This is a genomic window from Pseudomonas sp. NFX224 (assembly GCF_048565165.1).
GTDB lineage: Bacteria > Pseudomonadota > Gammaproteobacteria > Pseudomonadales > Pseudomonadaceae > Aquipseudomonas.
On the sequence record NZ_CP183416.1, the window covers coordinates 2,966,515 to 2,985,203 of the forward strand.

An 18,689-nucleotide genomic window follows, 5' to 3' on the forward strand; every position below is an offset into this window, starting at 1 on the left:
TGACCCAGTGGCCGATACCACACTGACCCAACACCAATCGGCAAAAATCCGGTATTGGCAATGGTTCACAAGGTAGGAGCCTGGGTCATTGCGACTTCGGTAACTGGGTCAATCCTGCGCTGGCGATAACAGGCTGCGGGATGGTGTGTACATTTGTTTAGGCTCGGGCCACAAAGAAAAACCCCGACGCCAAGGCCGGGGTTCTTCTTAGATGGCGACAATAATTCGCCCACTTGCGACACTTAATGTGCCCATCGACAGGGATCAGAAGTCCAGATTGGAAACCGCCAGGGCGTTGCTTTCGATGAAGTCACGGCGAGGTTCGACTGCATCACCCATCAGGGTGTTGAAGATCTGGTCTGCGCCAATGGCGTCTTCGATGGTCACTTTGAGCATGCGGCGTACGCTTGGGTCCATAGTGGTTTCCCACAGCTGATCCGGGTTCATTTCGCCCAGACCTTTGTATCGCTGAATGGTGTGACGCTTGGTGCTTTCAGCCATCAGCCAGTCCAGGGCTTCCTTGAACTCGGTGACCGCTTTCTTGCGTTCGCCACGCTGGATGTACGCGCCTTCGTCCAGCAGGGTGCTCAATTGAGCGCCCAGGGAAACGACGGTCTTGTAGTCGTTGCTACCGAAGAAGTCACGGTTGAAGGTGACGTAGTTCGACAGGCCGTGGGAGATCAGTTCGACCTCTGGCAGCCAGACGTTACGTTCACGGTCTTCACGCAGGCTGGCCTTGTAGACCAGACCGGATTTCTCGACGGTGCGCAGACGGACTTCGTACTGAGCCAGCCAATCCTGCATCGCTGCGTGATCGGACAGTTTCTCCAGGCTGACGGCCGGCAGGTAGATGAAGTGCTCGGTCAGTTCCTGCGGGTACAGGCGCGACAGTCGCTTGAGGGTCTTCATCACCAGACGGAAGTCATTCACCAGACGTTCCAGCGCTTCGCCGGAGATACCTGGGGCCTCTTCGTTCAGGTGCAGGCTCGCATCCTCCAGGGCCGACTGCGTCATGTACTCTTCCATGGCGTCGTCGTCTTTGATGTATTGCTCTTGCTTGCCTTTCTTCACTTTGTACAGCGGCGGCTGAGCGATGTAGATATAGCCACGCTCGATCAACTCCGGCAACTGACGGAAGAAGAAGGTCAGCAGCAGGGTACGGATGTGCGAACCGTCGACGTCAGCATCGGTCATGATGATGATGTTGTGATAGCGCAACTTGTCGATGTTGTACTCTTCGCGACCGATGCCACAGCCCAGCGCAGTGATCAAGGTGCCCACTTCCTGGGATGAGATCATCTTGTCGAAGCGTGCCTTCTCGACGTTCAGGATCTTGCCCTTGAGGGGCAGAATCGCCTGGGTCTTGCGGTTGCGTCCCTGCTTGGCGGAACCGCCAGCAGAGTCACCTTCTACGAGGTACAGTTCAGACAGGGCAGGGTCCTTTTCCTGGCAGTCAGCCAGCTTGCCCGGCAGGCCGGCGATGTCCAGCGCACCTTTGCGGCGGGTCATCTCACGGGCTTTACGCGCCGCTTCACGGGCACGGGCCGCGTCGATCATCTTGCCAACGACCAGTTTGGCTTCGTTCGGGTTTTCCAGCAGGAAGTCGGAGAAGTACTTGCCCATTTCCTGTTCGACCGCGGTCTTCACTTCGGAAGACACCAGCTTGTCTTTGGTCTGGGAGCTGAACTTCGGATCCGGTACTTTTACCGAAATGATCGCGGTCAGGCCTTCACGGGCATCGTCACCGGTGGTGGCGACCTTGTGCTTCTTCGCCAGACCTTCAGCTTCGATGTAGGTGTTCAGGTTACGCGTCAGAGCGGAACGGAAACCCACTAGGTGAGTACCGCCGTCGCGCTGAGGAATGTTGTTAGTGAAGCACAACAGGTTCTCGTTGAAGCTATCGTTCCACTGCAAGGCGATTTCCACGCCGATGCCGTCTTCACGCTGAATGTTGAAGTGGAACACCTGGTTGACCGGCGTCTTGTTGGTGTTCAGGTATTCAACGAACGCACGCAGGCCGCCTTCGTACTTGAACAGCTCTTCCTTGCCGCTGCGCTCATCCTTGAGGACGATGCCGACACCGGAGTTGAGGAAGGACAGTTCACGAATCCGCTTGGCCAGGATGTCCCAGCTGAAGTGGATGTTTTTGAAGGTTTCGCTGGAAGCCTTGAAGTGGATCTGAGTACCGGTGGTTTCGGAGTCGCCAACGATCTTCATCGGCTCTTGCGGAACACCGTGAACGTAAGTCTGTTCCCAGATCTTGCCGCTACGGCGAACGGTCAGGATCAGTTCTTCAGACAGGGCGTTAACCACCGACACACCTACACCGTGCAGACCGCCAGATACTTTGTAGGAGTTGTCGTCGAACTTACCGCCGGCGTGCAGCACGGTCATGATGACCTCGGCTGCCGAAACGCCTTCTTCTTTGTGCACGTCTACCGGGATGCCACGACCGTTGTCGCGAACGGTGATGGATTCATCCGGGTGAATGATGATGCTGATGTCGTCGCAGTGGCCGGCGAGCGCTTCGTCGATCGAGTTATCGACCACCTCGAACACCATGTGGTGCAGACCGCTGCCATCATCGGTGTCACCAATGTACATACCGGGACGTTTGCGTACGGCATCCAGGCCTTTCAGCACTTTAATGCTCGTTGAGTCGTACGTATTTTCTTCGCTCAATGCCTTCACTCCCGATGGTCGTGGGTCTGGGTGATACGGCCCTGTTCCACGTGGAACAGAGCAACTGGCGTTTCCGTCTGCCAGCCTTCCCTCAATAATTCGTGATCTACACAGGTGATAAACACCTGGCAGCGTAAGTCTTCCAGCAAGCGGCAAAGCGCACGGCGGTGTTGCTCGTCCAGTTCGGACGGCAAGTCATCCACCAGATAAATACACTGACCGCGTCGGGCCTGGCTCACCAAGTGCCCCTGGGCAATCCGCAATGCGCAGACCACTAACTTCTGCTGTCCACGAGACAATATGTCCGCGGCATTGTGTGCGCCCAATCTGAGGCGCAAATCAGCACGTTGTGGTCCGGCCTGGGTATGACCCATTTGCTGATCCCGCTGAAGGGATCCGGCGAGCACAGCGCTCAGCTCACGGTCTTTGTCCCAACCTCGGTAATAGCTGAGCGTTAAGCCCTCAAGCTCAACCAGTTCGCTCAAGGTCTGTTCAAAGACTGGCTTCAAGGCTTTGATATAAGCGCGGCGGTATTCATCGATTTCAGCGCTGGCCTGGCACAGTTCCCTGTCCCAAACCGCTTGCGAAACGGCGTCAAGTGTACCATGCCGCAGCCAAGAGTTTCTCTGGCGCAGGGCCTTCTGCAAGCGCTGCCACGTTGACATGAAGCGTGGTTCCACGTGGAACACACCCCAGTCGAGAAACTGTCGGCGAATTTTCGGTGCGCCCTCCAGCAAGCGGAAGCTGTCAGGGTTGATCAACTGCAGTGGCAGGGTTTCCGCTAATTGAGCAGCGCTACGAGCGTTTTGCCCGTCGATGCGAATTTGGAACTCCCCTTGGCGGTCTCGCGAAATACCGAGTGCGCTATGTCCACCCTCTGCCAACTCGACCTGACCAAACACCGTGCACGCCAATTGCTCGTACTGAATAACCGGCAACAGGCGGGTGCTGCGAAACGAACGGGCAAGCCCCAGCAGATGAATGGCTTCCAGAACACTGGTTTTGCCGCTGCCGTTGGCGCCGTAAAGAATGTTGATTCGGGGGGAAGGGGAGAAGGTCACCGGGTGCAGATTTCGCACCGCGGTGACAGAGACGCGACTTAAGGACATCTAGCTTCTGCTGAACATGATTACAGACGCATCGGCATGACAACGTAAGCCGAGTCATCGTTGTCGGACTCTTGCACCAGCGCACTGCTGTTGGAGTCGGACAGGATCAGGCGAACCTGCTCGGTGGTCATCACGCCCAGCACGTCGAGCAGGTAGCTCACGTTGAAGCCGATTTCCAGAGAGCCGCCGTTGTATTCAACGCCCACTTCCTCTTCCGCTTCTTCCTGCTCCGGGTTGTTTGCCTGGATCTTCAACTGACCATTGGCCAGTTGAAGGCGGATACCACGGTACTTTTCGTTGGACAGAATCGCGGTACGGCTGAATGCTTCGCGCAGCGCCTGGCGGTCACCGAGCACCAGCTTGTCACCGCCCTTAGGCAGAACGCGCTCGTAGTCCGGGAATTTGCCGTCTACCAGTTTAGAGGTGAAGGTGAATTCGCCGGTGGTGGCGCGAATGTGGTGCTGGCCCAGCACGATGCTGACGTTACCATCCGGTTCGGTCAGCAGACGTGCCAACTCGAGAATACCTTTGCGCGGAACGATGACCTGGTGGCGATCCGGCTGACCGATATCGGCCTGCATGGAACACATCGCCAGACGGTGACCGTCGGTGGCCACGGCACGGATGATGCCGGCAGAGACTTCCAGCAACATGCCGTTGAGGTAGTAACGCACGTCTTGCTGAGCCATGGCGAAGCTGGTGCGTTCGATCAAACGGCGCAGCTTGCTTTGCTCAAGGCTGCAAGTCAGCGAGCCTGGACCTTCTTCTACTGTCGGGAAATCATTGGCCGGCAGGGTCGACAAGGTGAAACGGCTACGGCCGGCCTTCACGACGAGTTTCTGTTCGTCGACCTTGATGTCGATCAGCGCATCGCCCGGCAAGCTTTTGCAAATGTCCATCAGTTTGCGCGCAGGCACAGTGATGGAACCTGGCTCGGCAGACTCTTCAAGCTGAACACGACCGACCAGCTCGACTTCCAGGTCGGTACCGGTCAGCGACAATTGCTGGCCTTCGACAACCAGCAGCACGTTGGAGAGCACCGGCAAGGTCTGTCGGCGCTCAACGACGCCTGCGACCAGTTGCAGGGGTTTCAACAGGGCTTCGCGTTGAATGGTGAAATGCATGGTCTAGTCCCTTGCCTTAATAAGCTGCGCTGGTGTGCATCAAGTGGTCAGTGTACGCAGCAGGTTCTTGTAGTCCTCGCGGATGTCCGCGTCGGATTCCTTAAGTTCATTGATCTTGCGGCAGGCGTGCAAAACCGTCGTGTGGTCTCGTCCGCCAAACACGTCGCCGATTTCCGGCAGACTGTGGTTGGTCAATTCCTTGGACAATGCCATGGCGACCTGACGCGGACGTGCGACCGAACGCGAACGGCGTTTGGACAGCAAATCGGAGATCTTGATCTTGTAGTACTCGGCGACGGTGCGCTGAATGTTATCCACAGAGACCAGTTTGTCTTGCAGCGCCAACAGGTCCTTCAAGGATTCACGAATCAACTCGATGGTGATGTCGCGGCCCATGAAGTGCGAGTGAGCGATCACGCGTTTGAGCGCGCCTTCCAGTTCACGGACGTTGGAGCGAATGCGCTGGGCAATGAAGAACGCCGCGTCATGGGGCAGGTCGACTTTGGCCTGGTCGGCTTTCTTCATCAGGATCGCGACACGGGTCTCCAGCTCCGGCGGCTCGACGGCTACCGTCAGGCCCCAGCCGAAGCGGGATTTCAGGCGTTCTTCAAGGCCTTCGATTTCTTTCGGGTAGCGGTCACTGGTGAGAATGACCTGCTGGCCACCTTCAAGCAGGGCGTTGAAGGTGTGAAAGAACTCTTCCTGGGAACGCTCCTTGCGGGCGAAGAACTGAATGTCATCGATGAGCAAGGCATCTACCGAGCGGTAGAAACGCTTGAACTCGTTGATCGCGTTCAGCTGCAAGGCCTTGACCATGTCGGCCACGAAGCGCTCGGAATGCAGGTACACGACCTTGGCATTCGGGTTCTTCTTTAATAGATGGTTACCCACAGCATGCATCAAGTGGGTTTTACCCAAGCCCACGCCACCATAAAGGAAGAGCGGGTTGTAACCGTGCTTTGGGTTGTCCGCCACTTGCCAGGCCGCAGCCCGGGCCAGTTGGTTGGACTTGCCCTCGACGAAGTTTTCGAAGGTAAAGGTGCGGTTCAGATAGCTGGTGTGCTTAAGCGCCCCTTCTACCTGCACGGTACGTTGTTCGGAGCGAACCGGAGCCTGTTGCGAGCTAGCGCCGGCCATTGGGTCGAAACTGTCTCGCGACGGCTCCTCCTCAATGACCTCTGCGACTTTTTGCGTTGCGCGCTTGCTGGGTGCGGCGACCGATGGTTGCGCCGGAGCACTGACCGGTGCCGAAGTTGCCTGAACCTGGGACGCAACCGCAGCAGCGGCCAACGGAGCATTTGGCGCAGCACGCGGCGCAGAGCTGCGCTTGCTGCCTATTAATAAGGAAAGGGCTGGCGCCATTCCATTGCCATGTTCATCGAGCAATTCCAGGACGCGGCCCAGGTACTTTTCGTTGACCCAGTCCAGGACAAAACGATTGGGCGCGTAGACACGCAACTCGTCGCCTTCGGCTTCGACCTGTAGTGGACGGATCCAAGTGTTGAATTGTTGGGCAGGCAGCTCATCGCGCAAAAGCTCCACGCACTGCTGCCAAAGTTCCACTGACACGGATATCCCCTAAGTTGAAAGCCGGTGAGGCAAAAACAAGCGGCCATTGTAGCGACCAGACGCTGACTTATCCACATGTAGGTGGCTCATCGACCAAGAAGAATCAACGTTTTGTACGCAAAAAAGACGACCAGTGGTCTGTGCATAAGCTCTGTGGATAACCGCGGTTAAGCTCATTGCACAACTGGGGGTGAAACTCGGTGGATAACCCACCTGTGGATAAACCGACCTTTCACACACAGGTTTTCCGACAGCGCAGCACAGGCTGAACACGGCTTTCCACTGTAGTTGTCATTCTCTGTACATCACGTAATCAAAGGGATAGATACACTTATCCACAGATGGACACGTCTTAAGCTTTTATAAGCTTTACAGAAAAGCTTTAAATACTTTCCTTCTTTATTTTTATAGCTAGCGGATGATCGATGTCCGGCCGAACCGCCCGGAGATCTATTTATAAGGAAACGTTGGTTGGAAATTGACCTAGAGGCTTGCTTTCTCTAGAATCCCCGGTCTCTTAAAACGGGGGCCATTCCGGCCCGTTGTGGACGAACCAGGTAACACGACAATGAAACGTACTTTCCAACCAAGCACTATCAAACGCGCTCGTACCCACGGTTTCCGTGCTCGCATGGCTACCAAGAACGGTCGTGCCGTCCTGTCGCGTCGTCGCGCCAAAGGTCGTGCGCGTCTGGCAGTTTGATAATCCGGCACTGGAGGTGAGTCAGGACTTCAGTCGGGAAAAGCGTCTGCTTACACCCCGGCATTTCAAGGCAGTCTTTGACTCCCCTACCGGCAAGGTTCCGGGGAAAAATCTCCTGCTCCTTGCGCGCAACAACGATCTTGATCACCCCCGTCTCGGGCTGGTTATCGGGAAAAAGAGCGTAAAGCTCTCCGTCGAGCGCAATCGCCTCAAACGTCTGATGCGCGAATCGTTTCGTCTGAACCAGGATTCACTGGTCGGCTGGGACATTGTTATCGTCGCGCGCAAAGGTTTGGGGGACGTAGAAAACCCCGAATTGATTCAGCATTTCGGCAAACTCTGGAAGCGTCTGGCACGTAGCAAGCCGGTACCAGCAGTCAAAACCGAAACTGTAGGGGTAGACAGTCCAGATGCGTAAACTGGCACTCGTTCCGATCCAGTTTTACCGCTATGCCATTAGTCCCCTGATGGCCAGTCACTGTCGTTTCTACCCCAGTTGTTCCTGCTACGCGTTGGAAGCCATCGAAAATCATGGCCTTCTACGCGGTGGCTGGCTGACCTTTCGTCGTTTAGGTCGCTGTCATCCGTGGAATCCCGGTGGTTATGACCCGGTTCCACCTATCCCTACCTCCCGTTCTTCTTCGATGGCCGAGTAATCATGGATATCAAACGCACGATCCTGATCGTCGCCCTGGCAATCGTGTCCTACGTTATGGTTCTTAAATGGAACCAGGACTATGGCCAGGCTGCCTTGCCGACTCAGAATGTTGCTTCCAGTACGACCGCCCCGGGCCTCCCGGATACGGCAACTGGCAATAAAGCGTCCGTCAGTGACGACATTCCACACGCCGCAAACGATACCAGCGCACCTGCCGAAACTCCGGTAGCTGTAAGCACCGACCTCATCCAGATCAAAACGGATGTGCTCGATCTGGCCATCGATCCACAAGGTGGTGATGTTGCACAACTGAAGCTGCCGCTGTATCCGCGTCGCCAAGACCATCCGGAAATTCCGTTCCAGTTGTTCGACAACGGCAACGAGCGCACTTATCTGGCTCAGAGTGGCCTGATCGGCACCAATGGCCCGGACGCAAGTCCTGCCGGTCGTCCGGTTTATTCCTCGGAGAAGAAGATTTATCAACTGGCTGACGGTCAGGACCAATTGGTCGTGGACTTGAAGTTCAGCAAGGACGGCGTCAACTACATCAAGCGTTTCACTCTGAAACGTGGCCTGTACGACGTAACTGTTTCCTACTTGATCGACAACCAGAGTGCTCAGCCCTGGTCCGGTGCAATGTTCGCGCAATTGAAGCGTGACGCCAGCTCCGATCCTTCTTCCAGCACCGCCACCGGCACCGCGACTTACTTGGGCGCCGCCCTGTGGACAAGTTCGGAACCGTACAAGAAAGTGTCCATGAAGGACATGGACAAGGCCGCGCTGAAAGAAACCGTCACCGGTGGTTGGGTTGCCTGGCTACAACACTACTTCGTAACTGCATGGATTCCGGAAAAGGGCGAAAACAACGTCGTCCAGACCCGTAAAGACAGCAAAGGCAACTACATCATCGGCTACACCGGTCCTTCGTTGACCGTTGCACCGGGTGCCAAGGCTGAAACCAGTGCCATTCTGTACGCCGGTCCGAAAAGCCAGGCTGTACTGAAAGAGTTGTCCCCAGGTCTGGAACTGACTGTCGACTACGGCATTCTGTGGTTCATCGCTCAACCGATCTTCTGGTTGCTGCAACACATCCACGCGATTGTGGGTAACTGGGGCTGGTCGATCATCTTCCTGACCATGCTGATCAAAGGGATTTTCTTCCCGCTGTCGGCTGCCAGCTACAAATCCATGGCGCGCATGCGTGCAGTGGCACCGAAACTGGCCGCACTGAAAGAACAACATGGCGATGACCGGCAGAAAATGTCGCAAGCCATGATGGAGCTGTACAAGAAAGAGAAGATCAATCCGCTGGGTGGTTGCTTGCCAATCCTCGTGCAGATGCCGGTTTTCCTGTCCTTGTACTGGGTTCTGCTGGAAAGCGTTGAAATGCGCCAGGCGCCATTCATGCTGTGGATCACTGACCTGTCGATCAAGGATCCGTTCTTCATTCTGCCGATCATCATGGGCGCAACCATGTTCATCCAGCAGCAGCTGAACCCGACGCCTCCGGATCCGATGCAAGCGAAGGTTATGAAAATGATGCCAATCATCTTCACCTTCTTCTTCCTGTGGTTCCCGGCCGGTCTGGTGCTGTACTGGGTAGTGAACAACTGCTTGTCGATCGCACAACAGTGGTACATCACTCGTAAGATCGAAGCGGCTACCAAAGCAGCTGCCTGATTTACACTGTGGATAACCACTCAAAACGCCCCCTAGTGGGGCGTTTTGCTATCTGTCACTTTTGTCTGGATACCGGTTTATGAGCGCTCCTCGTGAAACCATCGCCGCCGTCGCCACCGCTCAAGGTCGCGGCGGTGTAGGCATCGTTCGTATTTCCGGGCCGTTGGCCAGCGTTGCGGCCAAGGCCTTCAGCGGTCGCGAACTCAAGCCGCGTTTTGCTCACTACGGTTCATTCCTTGGTGAATACGACGAGGTGCTCGATCAGGGCATCGCACTGTATTTCCCCGGACCGAACTCCTTTACAGGCGAAGATGTATTGGAGTTGCAGGGGCACGGCGGCCCGATCGTTCTGGATATGTTGCTGCAGCGCTGCCTTGGATTGGGTTGCCGTCTCGCCCGACCGGGGGAATTCAGTGAACGTGCGTTCCTCAATGACAAACTCGACCTGGCACAGGCCGAAGCCATCGCTGACCTGATCGAAGCCAGCTCTGCACAGGCGGCCCGAAATGCACTGCGTTCCTTGCAAGGCGCATTTTCCACACGTGTGCATAACCTCACGGAGCAACTGATCGACCTGCGGATTTATGTCGAAGCCGCAATCGACTTCCCGGAAGAAGAAATCGACTTCCTCGCCGATGGCCACGTGCTCAGCATGCTCGATAAAGTCCGCGAAGAGTTATCCACCGTGATGCGCGAAGCCGGGCAGGGTGCTTTGCTGCGTGATGGCATGACGGTAGTAATTGCCGGTCGTCCGAATGCTGGCAAATCCAGCCTGCTCAATGCGCTGGCCGGTCGGGAGGCGGCGATCGTGACCGAGATTGCCGGCACAACCCGCGATGTACTGCGCGAACATATCCACATTGACGGCATGCCGCTACACGTCGTCGACACCGCTGGTTTGCGTGATACCGACGATCATGTGGAAAAGATTGGCGTTGAACGCGCGTTGAAAGCCATTGGCGAAGCGGACCGTGTGCTGTTGGTCGTGGATGCGACGGCCCCCGAAGCCCTTGATCCGTTCGCCTTGTGGCCGGAATTCCTCGAAACCCGTCCGGATCCTGCCAAAGTCACACTTATCCGCAACAAGGCAGACCTTACGGGTGAAGCCATTGCTCTGGAAGTCAGCGAGGATGGTCATGTCACTATCAGCCTGAGCGCGAAGTCTGGCGGTGTTGGTCTTGAGCTACTGCGCGAACATCTGAAAGCCTGCATGGGTTATGAACAAACGTCCGAAAGCAGCTTTAGCGCTCGCAGGCGTCACCTGGAAGCCTTGCGCCATGCCAGTGACTCTCTGGAACACGGCCGTGCCCAACTGACCCTGGCCGGAGCCGGAGAATTGCTGGCAGAGGATCTGCGACAGGCTCAGCAGTCCCTCGGGGAAATTACCGGTGCATTCAGCTCCGATGACCTTTTGGGGCGAATCTTCTCCAGTTTTTGTATCGGTAAATAGTTCTTCCGCGGTTCCACAGACAGGCCGTTCGTGCCTGTCTGCTTCCTTCTTTCTGAAACGAGCACTCGAACGCCATGCGGACTCTTTCTGCATGGCGTTTTTTTGTGTCCGGATTTTTTTCCCGAGGGCTTTTCTGTGGATTAAGCCCTGTGAATAACCGCGGCTAAGGGCAGTTGATAACAGGGCCCTAAAACTGAACATAACTGCCTCTGTGGATAACCATCTCTTTCATCCACAGGCTTAAACCGGTTATCCAAGGGCCTCATTGGCACATGGACACAGGGTTTTGAATCTCTGTACAGTTCGTAAATAAAGGCCTGTAGCGATCTATCCACAGAAAGGTGCTTCAGTAAATATAAACATAAAAACAAAGATTTAATAAATTTCTCTCTTTTTAATTTCTATAACCTCGACTTCTCCACAGCTGGTTAAATTTTGTGCAAAGGGTTCTTTAGGAAGGGCGAAGTCCCTATACTTATCGACCAGGTCCAAAAACCTGAGCTCAAACTATTCCTGAATTACCTACTTAAGCAGGCACGAGGTGCGTGGTGGATTTCCCTTCCCGTTTTGAAGTGATCGTCATCGGCGGCGGTCATGCCGGTACCGAGGCAGCACTGGCCTCAGCACGTATGGGGGTCAAAACCCTGTTGCTGACGCATAACGTGGAAACCCTCGGTGCCATGAGTTGCAACCCGGCCATTGGCGGGATCGGCAAAAGCCATCTGGTCAAGGAAATCGATGCCCTTGGCGGCGCGATGGCCATCGCTACCGATAAAGGAGGTATCCAGTTTCGTGTATTGAACAGCCGCAAAGGCCCGGCCGTGCGTGCAACTCGTGCGCAGGCAGATCGAGTTCTGTACAAGGCCGCTGTCCGCGAAATCCTGGAAAACCAGCCGAACCTGTGGATATTTCAACAAGCCGCTGACGATCTGATCGTCGAACAGGAACAAGTGCGCGGCGTAGTGACCCAAATGGGCCTGCGTTTCCTCGCCGATTCCGTGGTTTTGACCACAGGTACATTCCTCGGTGGACTTATCCACATCGGTTTGCAGAATTTTTCCGGCGGTCGCGCCGGCGATCCGCCATCGATTGCCCTGGCTCACCGTCTGCGTGAACTGCCATTGCGCGTAGGTCGTTTAAAAACAGGTACGCCACCGCGTATTGACGCCCGGTCTGTGGATTTCTCGGTGATGACCGAGCAAGCGGGCGATACGCCGATTCCGGTCATGTCGTTCATGGGCTCCAAAGAGCTGCATCCGAAGCAAGTCAGTTGCTGGATTACCCACACGAATGCGCGTACCCACGAAATCATTGCTGCGAACCTCGACCGTTCGCCGATGTATTCCGCTGCCGGTGAAATCGAAGGCATCGGCCCGCGTTACTGCCCGTCGATCGAAGACAAGATCCATCGCTTTGCCGACAAGGAAAGCCACCAGGTCTTCATCGAACCGGAAGGTTTGACGACAAACGAGCTGTACCCGAACGGGATATCCACAAGCTTGCCTTTCGACGTGCAATTGCAGATCGTGCAATCGATCCGCGGCATGGAAAACGCGCACATCGTGCGTCCTGGCTACGCCATCGAATACGACTACTTCGATCCCCGCGACCTGAAGTACAGCCTGGAAACCAAAGTCATCGGCGGTCTGTTCTTCGCCGGGCAAATCAACGGCACCACCGGTTACGAAGAGGCCGGCGCCCAGGGTTTGCTGGCCGGAACCAACGCCGCGCTGCGTGCTCAGGGCAAAGACGCCTGGTGTCCGCGTCGCGATGAAGCGTATATCGGCGTCCTGGTTGACGACCTGATTACCTTGGGTACTCAAGAGCCGTACCGGATGTTCACTTCCCGTGCCGAGTACCGTTTGATCCTGCGTGAAGACAACGCCGACCTGCGCTTGACCGAAAAAGGTCGCGAACTGGGTCTGGTGGATGACGCGCGCTGGGCGGCTTTCTGCAAAAAACGCGAAAGCATCGAGCTGGAAGAACAGCGCCTGAAAAGCACATGGGTTCGCCCGGGCACCGAAAAAGGCGATGCTATTTCGGAAAAATTCGGTACGCCGCTGACTCACGAATACAACCTGCTCAACCTCTTGAGCCGTCCGGAAATCGACTACGCTGGTCTGATCGCCGTGACCGGTGGGGGCGCAGAAGATCCACAGGTCGCCGAACAGGTCGAAATCAAGACCAAGTACGCCGGCTACATCGATCGTCAACAGGATGAAATCGCTCGTCTGCGCGCAAGTGAAGACACGAAACTGCCTGTGGATATCGATTACAGGAATATTTCCGGTCTCTCCAAAGAGATCCAGAGCAAGCTCGGTGCGACCCGTCCGGAAACCCTGGGCCAGGCGTCGCGGATCCCGGGCGTCACGCCGGCAGCCATTTCGCTGTTGATGATTCATTTGAAAAAACGCGGCGCGGGCCGTCAGTTGGAGCAAAGCGCTTGAGTTCGTTGGTCACTTCGCAACACGCAGAAGAGTTATCCACAGGTGCCCGCCAGCTTGGTGTCACGCTGACAGAAACCCAGCACGCGCAGCTGCTGGGCTATCTGGCCCTGTTGATCAAATGGAACAAGGCCTACAACCTGACTGCGGTCCGTGATCCCGATGAAATGGTCTCTCGTCATTTGCTCGATAGTCTGAGCGTGATGTCGTTCATCGAAAACGGCCGTTGGCTGGATGTTGGCAGCGGCGGCGGCATGCCTGGCATCCCGTTGGCCATCCTGTTTCCAGAGTCGCAAGTGACCTGCCTGGACAGCAACGGCAAGAAAACCCGCTTCCTGACCCAAGTCAAACTCGAACTCAAACTGGGTAACCTGCAAGTTATCCACAGTCGCGTCGAAGCGTTCCAGCCTGCGCAGCCGTTCAACGGGATTATTTCCCGGGCGTTCAGCAGCATGGAAAACTTCACCAACTGGACTCGCCACCTTGGCGACACCGATACACGTTGGCTGGCAATGAAGGGCGTTCATCCCGCCGATGAGCTGGTAGCATTGCCGACAGACTTCCACCTCGATAGCGAACACGCCCTGGCCGTACCCGGTTGCCAAGGCCAACGCCATCTGCTGATACTGCGCCGCACGGCATGATTGGGAACACAAGCAAGAATGGCTAAGGTATTCGCGATTGCGAACCAAAAGGGTGGTGTGGGCAAGACCACCACCTGCATCAACCTCGCAGCATCCCTCGTCGCTACCAAGCGCCGGGTGTTGTTGATCGATCTCGATCCACAGGGCAACGCCACCATGGGTAGCGGTGTGGATAAACACGGCCTGGAAAATTCGGTCTACGACCTGTTGATCGGTGAGTGCGACCTGGCCCAGGCCATGCATTATTCCGAGCATGGTGGTTACCAGTTGTTGCCGGCCAACCGTGATCTGACGGCTGCGGAAGTGGTTTTGCTGGAAATGCAGATGAAGGAAAGCCGCCTGCGCAGTGCGCTGGCACCGATCCGTGAAAACTACGATTACATTTTGATCGACTGCCCGCCGTCGCTGTCGATGCTGACGTTGAACGCACTGGTTGCCGCCGACGGGGTCATTATCCCCATGCAGTGCGAGTACTTTGCACTCGAAGGTTTGAGCGACCTTGTGGATAACATCAAGCGTATCGCTGAATTGCTCAATCCGAACCTCAAGGTCGAAGGCTTGCTGCGTACGATGTACGACCCGCGCCTGAGCCTGATGAACGATGTCTCGGCCCAGCTGAAAGAGCACTTCGGCGATCAGCTCTACGATACGGTCATTCCACGCAACATCCGTCTGGCCGAAGCGCCCAGCTACGGCATGCCGGCACTGGCGTACGACAAAGCATCGCGCGGTGCCGTTGCCTATCTGGCTCTGGCGGGCGAAATGGTTCGTCGTCAGCGCAAAAACTCACGCATCGCCGCTGCTCAGGCAACTTAAGGAATCCCCATGGCCGTCAAGAAACGAGGTCTCGGACGTGGACTGGATGCACTGCTGAGTGGTCCGACCGTCAGCTCGCTGGAAGAACAAGCGGCGCAAGCCGATCAGCGTGAGCTGCAGCACTTGCCCCTGGACTTGCTCCAGCGTGGCAAATACCAGCCGCGTCGCGATATGGATCCTCAGGCTCTCGAAGAGCTGGCACTGTCGATCAAGGCGCAAGGCGTGATGCAACCGATCGTGGTACGCCCGATTGGCGGCGGCCGCTTTGAAATCATTGCCGGCGAACGTCGCTGGCGCGCCAGCCAGCAAGCCGGGCAGGAAACGATCCCGGCGATGGTTCGCGATGTGCCGGATGAAACCGCCATTGCCATCGCGCTGATCGAGAACATCCAGCGCGAAGACCTCAACCCGATTGAAGAAGCCGTGGCCCTGCAGCGTTTGCAGCAGGAGTTCCAGCTGACCCAGCAACAAGTGGCCGAAGCGGTGGGCAAGTCCCGGGTGACGGTGGCTAACCTGCTGCGCCTGATCTCGTTGCCGGAAGTCATCAAGACCATGTTGTCCCACGGCGACCTGGAAATGGGTCATGCCCGTGCTTTGCTCGGTTTGCCGGACAATCAACAGGTTGAAGGGGCGCGACATGTTGTCGCACGCGGGCTGACCGTGCGCCAAACTGAGGCACTGGTTCGCCAGTGGTTGAGTGGCAAACCGGAGCCTGTCGAACCCGCAAAACCAGACCCGGATATCGCCCGCCTGGAACAACGCCTGGCCGAGCGCCTAGGCTCTGCGGTGCAGATCCGCCACGGTAAGAAGGGAAAAGGGCAGTTGGTGATTGGCTACAACTCCCTGGATGAGCTTCAAGGCGTACTTGCACATATCCGCTGAAACATTTCCTCATGTAGCGCGCAGTCGGAAATCACTACCTGACAGTTGAATAGGGGCTGAACCGCCCCTATACTCTGCGCGCATTTTGTCGGCACAAATTATGCCAAGTTATTGAATTTCGGCAGCCGACCATTGGAGAGCAATAGTGATGGAAACCCGCACGCCAAACCGCTTGCCGTTCCATCGCCTGGCAGTTTTTCCGGTGTTGATGGCTCAATTCGTGGTCTTGCTCATTGCCGCTTTGGCGCTTTGGCAATGGCACGGAGTCGTTGCCGGATACTCGGGACTTTGCGGAGGCCTGATAGCCTTGCTGCCCAATGTTTATTTCGCTCACAGGGCATTTCGGTTTTCCGGCGCCCGAGCAGCCCAGTCCATCGTCCGGTCATTTTATGCCGGCGAGGCGGGGAAACTGATTTTGACGGCAGTGCTGTTTGCACTGGTGTTTGCAGGTGTGAAGCCATTGGCGCCGATTGCAGTATTCGGTGCCTTCGTGCTGACTCAGTCGGTCAGCTGGTTCGCTCCCCTGCTGATGAGAACAAGACTTTCGAGACCTTAGGGCGTTTGAGGCAACCATGGCAGAAACAACCGCTTCGGGCTATATCCAGCACCACTTGCAGAACCTGACCTTCGGTCAGCACCCTACCGGCGGATGGGGCTTTGCCCACACCGCAGCAGAAGCCAAGGAAATGGGCTTTTGGGCTTTCCACGTCGATACCCTCGGCTGGTCGGTCGCATTGGGTCTGATCTTCGTTCTTCTTTTCCGCATGGCGGCAAAGAAAGCGACTTCCGGTCAGCCAGGTGCTTTGCAGAACTTCGTTGAAGTTTTGGTCGAATTCGTCGATGGCAGCGTGAAAGACAGCTTCCATGGCCGTAGCCCGGTGATTGCACCGCTGGCACTGACCATCTTCGTCTGGGTGTTCCTGATGAACGCCGTCGACCTGGTACCGGTCGACTGGATTCCTCAACTGGCCATCCTGATCTCCGGCGATGCACACATTCCGTTCCGCGCCGTGTCGACTACCGACCCGAACGCTACCCTGGGCATGGCCCTGTCGGTATTCGCGCTGATCATTTTCTATAGCATCAAGGTCAAGGGCATCGGCGGCTTCATCGGCGAACTGACCCTGCACCCGTTCGGCAGCAAGAACATCTTCGTTCAAGCCCTGCTGATCCCGGTGAACTTCCTGCTGGAATTCGTGACCCTGATCGCCAAGCCGATCTCCCTGGCTCTGCGTCTGTTCGGCAACATGTACGCCGGCGAGCTGGTCTTCATTCTGATTGCTGTGATGTTCGGCAGCGGTCTGCTCTGGCTGAGTGGCCTGGGCGTTGTTCTGCAGTGGGCGTGGGCTGTGTTCCACATCCTGATCATCACCCTGCAGGCGTTCATCTTCATGATGCTGACCATCGTCTACCTGTCGATGGCGCACGAAGAAAACCATTAAGACCAGTCTCGACTAGTCTGATGTCCTTCCCGGTAAAACGGGAAGGGGCTCCTGACGGGGCATCTGAAACGATTTGTTTTACCGCTTTAAATTAAAAAAACCTAAACCATACGACGTAAAAGTCGGGAGGAAAGATGGAAACTGTAGTTGGTCTAACCGCTATCGCTGTTGCACTGTTGATCGGCCTGGGCGCACTGGGTACCGCAATTGGTTTCGGCCTGCTGGGCGGCAAGTTCCTGGAAGGCGCAGCGCGTCAGCCAGAAATGGTTCCAATGCTGCAAGTTAAAATGTTCATCGTTGCCGGTCTGCTCGACGCCGTAACCATGATCGGTGTTGGTATCGCTCTGTTCTTCACCTTTGCGAACCCGTTCGTTGGTCAGATCGCTGGCTGATTACTCGGATCTTCCGGGTAATTTGGTGTGATGGACAACGTAACTGCGAGGTGTTGGCGTGAACATTAATGCGACCCTGATTGGCCAGTCCGTTGCGTTCCTGATTTTTGTACTGTTCTGCATGAAGTTCGTATGGCCTCCGGTCATCGCGGCACTGCACGAACGTCAAAAGAAGATCGCTGATGGTCTGGACGCTGCCAGCCGTGCAGCTCGCGACCTGGAGTTGGCCCAAGAGAAAGCGGGTCAGCAACTGCGCGAAGCGAAAGCTCAGGCAGCTGAAATCATCGAGCAAGCCAAGAAACGCGGTAACCAGATTGTTGAAGAGGCTGTTGAAAAAGCCCGTATCGACGCTGACCGTGTGAAGGTTCAGGCTCAAGCCGAGATCGAACAGGAACTGAACAGTGTCAAAGACGCGCTGCGTGCCCAAGTGGGCTTGCTGGCAGTCGGCGGCGCCGAGAAGATCCTGGGTGCCACAATCGATCAAAACGCGCACGCAGAGCTGGTTAACCAACTGGCTGCTGAAATCTAAGCGAGGGCGATCATGGCAGAACTGACCACGTTGGCCCGACCTTACGCTAAGGCGGCCTTCGAGCACGCTCAGGCCCACCAGCAACTGGCCAATTGGTCAGCCATGCTCGGCCTGGCTGCAGCGGTGTCGGAAGACGACACCATGCAGCGCGTGCTCAAGGCCCCGCGACTGACGAGCGCAGAAAAGGCCGCCACGTTCATTGACGTGTGCGGCGACAAGTTTGATGCCAAGGCACAGAACTTCATCAACGTCGTTGCCGAAAACGACCGTCTCCCGCTGTTGCCGGAGATCGCCGCTCTGTTCGACCTGTACAAGGCCGAACAAGAGAAATCGGTAGACGTAGAAGTGACCAGTGCTTTCGCATTGAACCAAGAACAGCAAGACAAACTCGCCAAGGTTCTCAGTGCACGACTCAACCGGGAAGTGCGCCTGCAAGTTGCGGAGGACGCTGCCCTTATTGGTGGTGTCGTCATCCGCGCCGGCGACCTGGTTATCGATGGCTCGATTCGCGGCAAAATCGCGAAACTTGCCGAAGCATTGAAATCTTGAGTTTGAAGGGGCAGCA

The 18,689-nt window shown here is 56.2% G+C and carries 18 protein-coding genes; 14 read left to right on the forward strand and 4 right to left on the reverse strand.

The annotated features are described in order from the left end of the window. Nucleotides 1-264 precede the first annotated feature (264 nt). Genes gyrB through dnaA form a run of 4 tightly spaced genes read right to left on the reverse strand, consistent with a single transcriptional unit; the run spans nt 265 to nt 6,484 of the window. Entirely contained in the window at nt 265-2,682 is a 2,418-nt protein-coding gene (gene gyrB / locus ACNYC6_RS13335) for a DNA topoisomerase (ATP-hydrolyzing) subunit B (protein WP_419712670.1), read from the reverse strand. A 5-nt stretch (nt 2,683-2,687) separates the two neighbouring features. Then, nucleotides 2,688-3,791 (reverse strand): DNA replication/repair protein RecF, encoded by a 1,104-nt coding sequence (gene recF, locus ACNYC6_RS13340; RefSeq protein WP_419712671.1) that lies wholly within the window; start codon nt 3,789-3,791, stop codon nt 2,688-2,690. Between the two features lie 20 nt (nt 3,792-3,811). Then, nucleotides 3,812-4,915, reverse strand: coding sequence for a DNA polymerase III subunit beta (gene dnaN / locus ACNYC6_RS13345; protein WP_419712672.1), 1,104 nt, complete (start codon nt 4,913-4,915; stop codon nt 3,812-3,814). A gap of 39 nt (nt 4,916-4,954) precedes the next feature. Next, nucleotides 4,955-6,484, reverse strand: coding sequence for a chromosomal replication initiator protein DnaA (dnaA, locus tag ACNYC6_RS13350; RefSeq protein WP_419712673.1), 1,530 nt, complete (start codon nt 6,482-6,484; stop codon nt 4,955-4,957). Between the two features lie 568 nt (nt 6,485-7,052). On the opposite strand from dnaA, the gene rpmH reads away from it, so the two are divergent. From rpmH to ACNYC6_RS13420, 14 genes are all read left to right on the forward strand, one after another. After that, on the forward strand, nt 7,053-7,187 hold the full coding sequence (gene rpmH / locus ACNYC6_RS13355) for a 50S ribosomal protein L34 (protein WP_003213577.1): 135 nt from the start codon (nt 7,053-7,055) through the stop codon (nt 7,185-7,187). A 16-nt stretch (nt 7,188-7,203) separates the two neighbouring features. After that, entirely contained in the window at nt 7,204-7,605 is a 402-nt protein-coding gene (gene rnpA, locus ACNYC6_RS13360; RefSeq protein ID WP_010465490.1) for a ribonuclease P protein component, read from the forward strand. Continuing rightward, nucleotides 7,598-7,843: a membrane protein insertion efficiency factor YidD gene (gene yidD / locus ACNYC6_RS13365; protein WP_010207715.1), complete on the forward strand. Its 246-nt coding sequence runs from the start codon at nt 7,598-7,600 to the stop codon at nt 7,841-7,843. Before rnpA ends, yidD begins: the two co-directional genes overlap by 8 nt. Before the next feature lie 2 nt (nt 7,844-7,845). Next, on the forward strand, nt 7,846-9,525 hold the full coding sequence (gene yidC / locus ACNYC6_RS13370; RefSeq protein ID WP_419712674.1) for a membrane protein insertase YidC: 1,680 nt from the start codon (nt 7,846-7,848) through the stop codon (nt 9,523-9,525). Between the two features lie 79 nt (nt 9,526-9,604). Next, nucleotides 9,605-10,975 (forward strand): tRNA uridine-5-carboxymethylaminomethyl(34) synthesis GTPase MnmE, encoded by a 1,371-nt coding sequence (mnmE, locus tag ACNYC6_RS13375; RefSeq protein WP_419712675.1) that lies wholly within the window; start codon nt 9,605-9,607, stop codon nt 10,973-10,975. 548 nt (nt 10,976-11,523) lie between these two features. Continuing rightward, the gene (mnmG, locus tag ACNYC6_RS13380; RefSeq protein ID WP_419712676.1) at nt 11,524-13,422 is read left to right on the forward strand and encodes a tRNA uridine-5-carboxymethylaminomethyl(34) synthesis enzyme MnmG; all 1,899 of its coding nucleotides are present in this window, start codon (nt 11,524-11,526) and stop codon (nt 13,420-13,422) included. Beyond that, nucleotides 13,419-14,063, forward strand: a complete 645-nt coding sequence (gene rsmG, locus ACNYC6_RS13385; RefSeq protein WP_419712677.1) for a 16S rRNA (guanine(527)-N(7))-methyltransferase RsmG — start codon at nt 13,419-13,421, stop codon at nt 14,061-14,063. Before mnmG ends, rsmG begins: the two co-directional genes overlap by 4 nt. Before the next feature lie 18 nt (nt 14,064-14,081). After that, a complete protein-coding gene (locus ACNYC6_RS13390) occupies nt 14,082-14,879 on the forward strand; it encodes a ParA family protein (RefSeq protein ID WP_095194531.1) in 798 nt (265 codons plus the stop codon). Between the two features lie 9 nt (nt 14,880-14,888). Continuing rightward, complete coding sequence (locus ACNYC6_RS13395) at nt 14,889-15,761, forward strand: ParB/RepB/Spo0J family partition protein (protein WP_419712678.1); 873 nt, start codon at nt 14,889-14,891, stop codon at nt 15,759-15,761. Nucleotides 15,762-15,909: 148 nt separating this feature from the next. After that, nucleotides 15,910-16,317: a F0F1 ATP synthase subunit I gene (locus ACNYC6_RS13400; protein WP_056854266.1), complete on the forward strand. Its 408-nt coding sequence runs from the start codon at nt 15,910-15,912 to the stop codon at nt 16,315-16,317. Between the two features lie 16 nt (nt 16,318-16,333). Beyond that, nucleotides 16,334-17,203, forward strand: coding sequence for a F0F1 ATP synthase subunit A (gene atpB / locus ACNYC6_RS13405; RefSeq protein ID WP_150702274.1), 870 nt, complete (start codon nt 16,334-16,336; stop codon nt 17,201-17,203). A 134-nt stretch (nt 17,204-17,337) separates the two neighbouring features. Beyond that, a complete protein-coding gene (gene atpE, locus ACNYC6_RS13410) occupies nt 17,338-17,595 on the forward strand; it encodes a F0F1 ATP synthase subunit C (protein ID WP_003097235.1) in 258 nt (85 codons plus the stop codon). A gap of 58 nt (nt 17,596-17,653) precedes the next feature. Continuing rightward, nucleotides 17,654-18,124 carry a F0F1 ATP synthase subunit B gene (locus tag ACNYC6_RS13415; protein ID WP_008064601.1) on the forward strand — a complete coding sequence of 157 codons (471 nt, stop codon included), beginning with the start codon at nt 17,654-17,656 and terminating at the stop codon, nt 18,122-18,124. Nucleotides 18,125-18,136: 12 nt separating this feature from the next. Next, nucleotides 18,137-18,673 carry a F0F1 ATP synthase subunit delta gene (locus ACNYC6_RS13420; RefSeq protein WP_007934341.1) on the forward strand — a complete coding sequence of 179 codons (537 nt, stop codon included), beginning with the start codon at nt 18,137-18,139 and terminating at the stop codon, nt 18,671-18,673. Nucleotides 18,674-18,689: the final 16 nt, after the last annotated feature.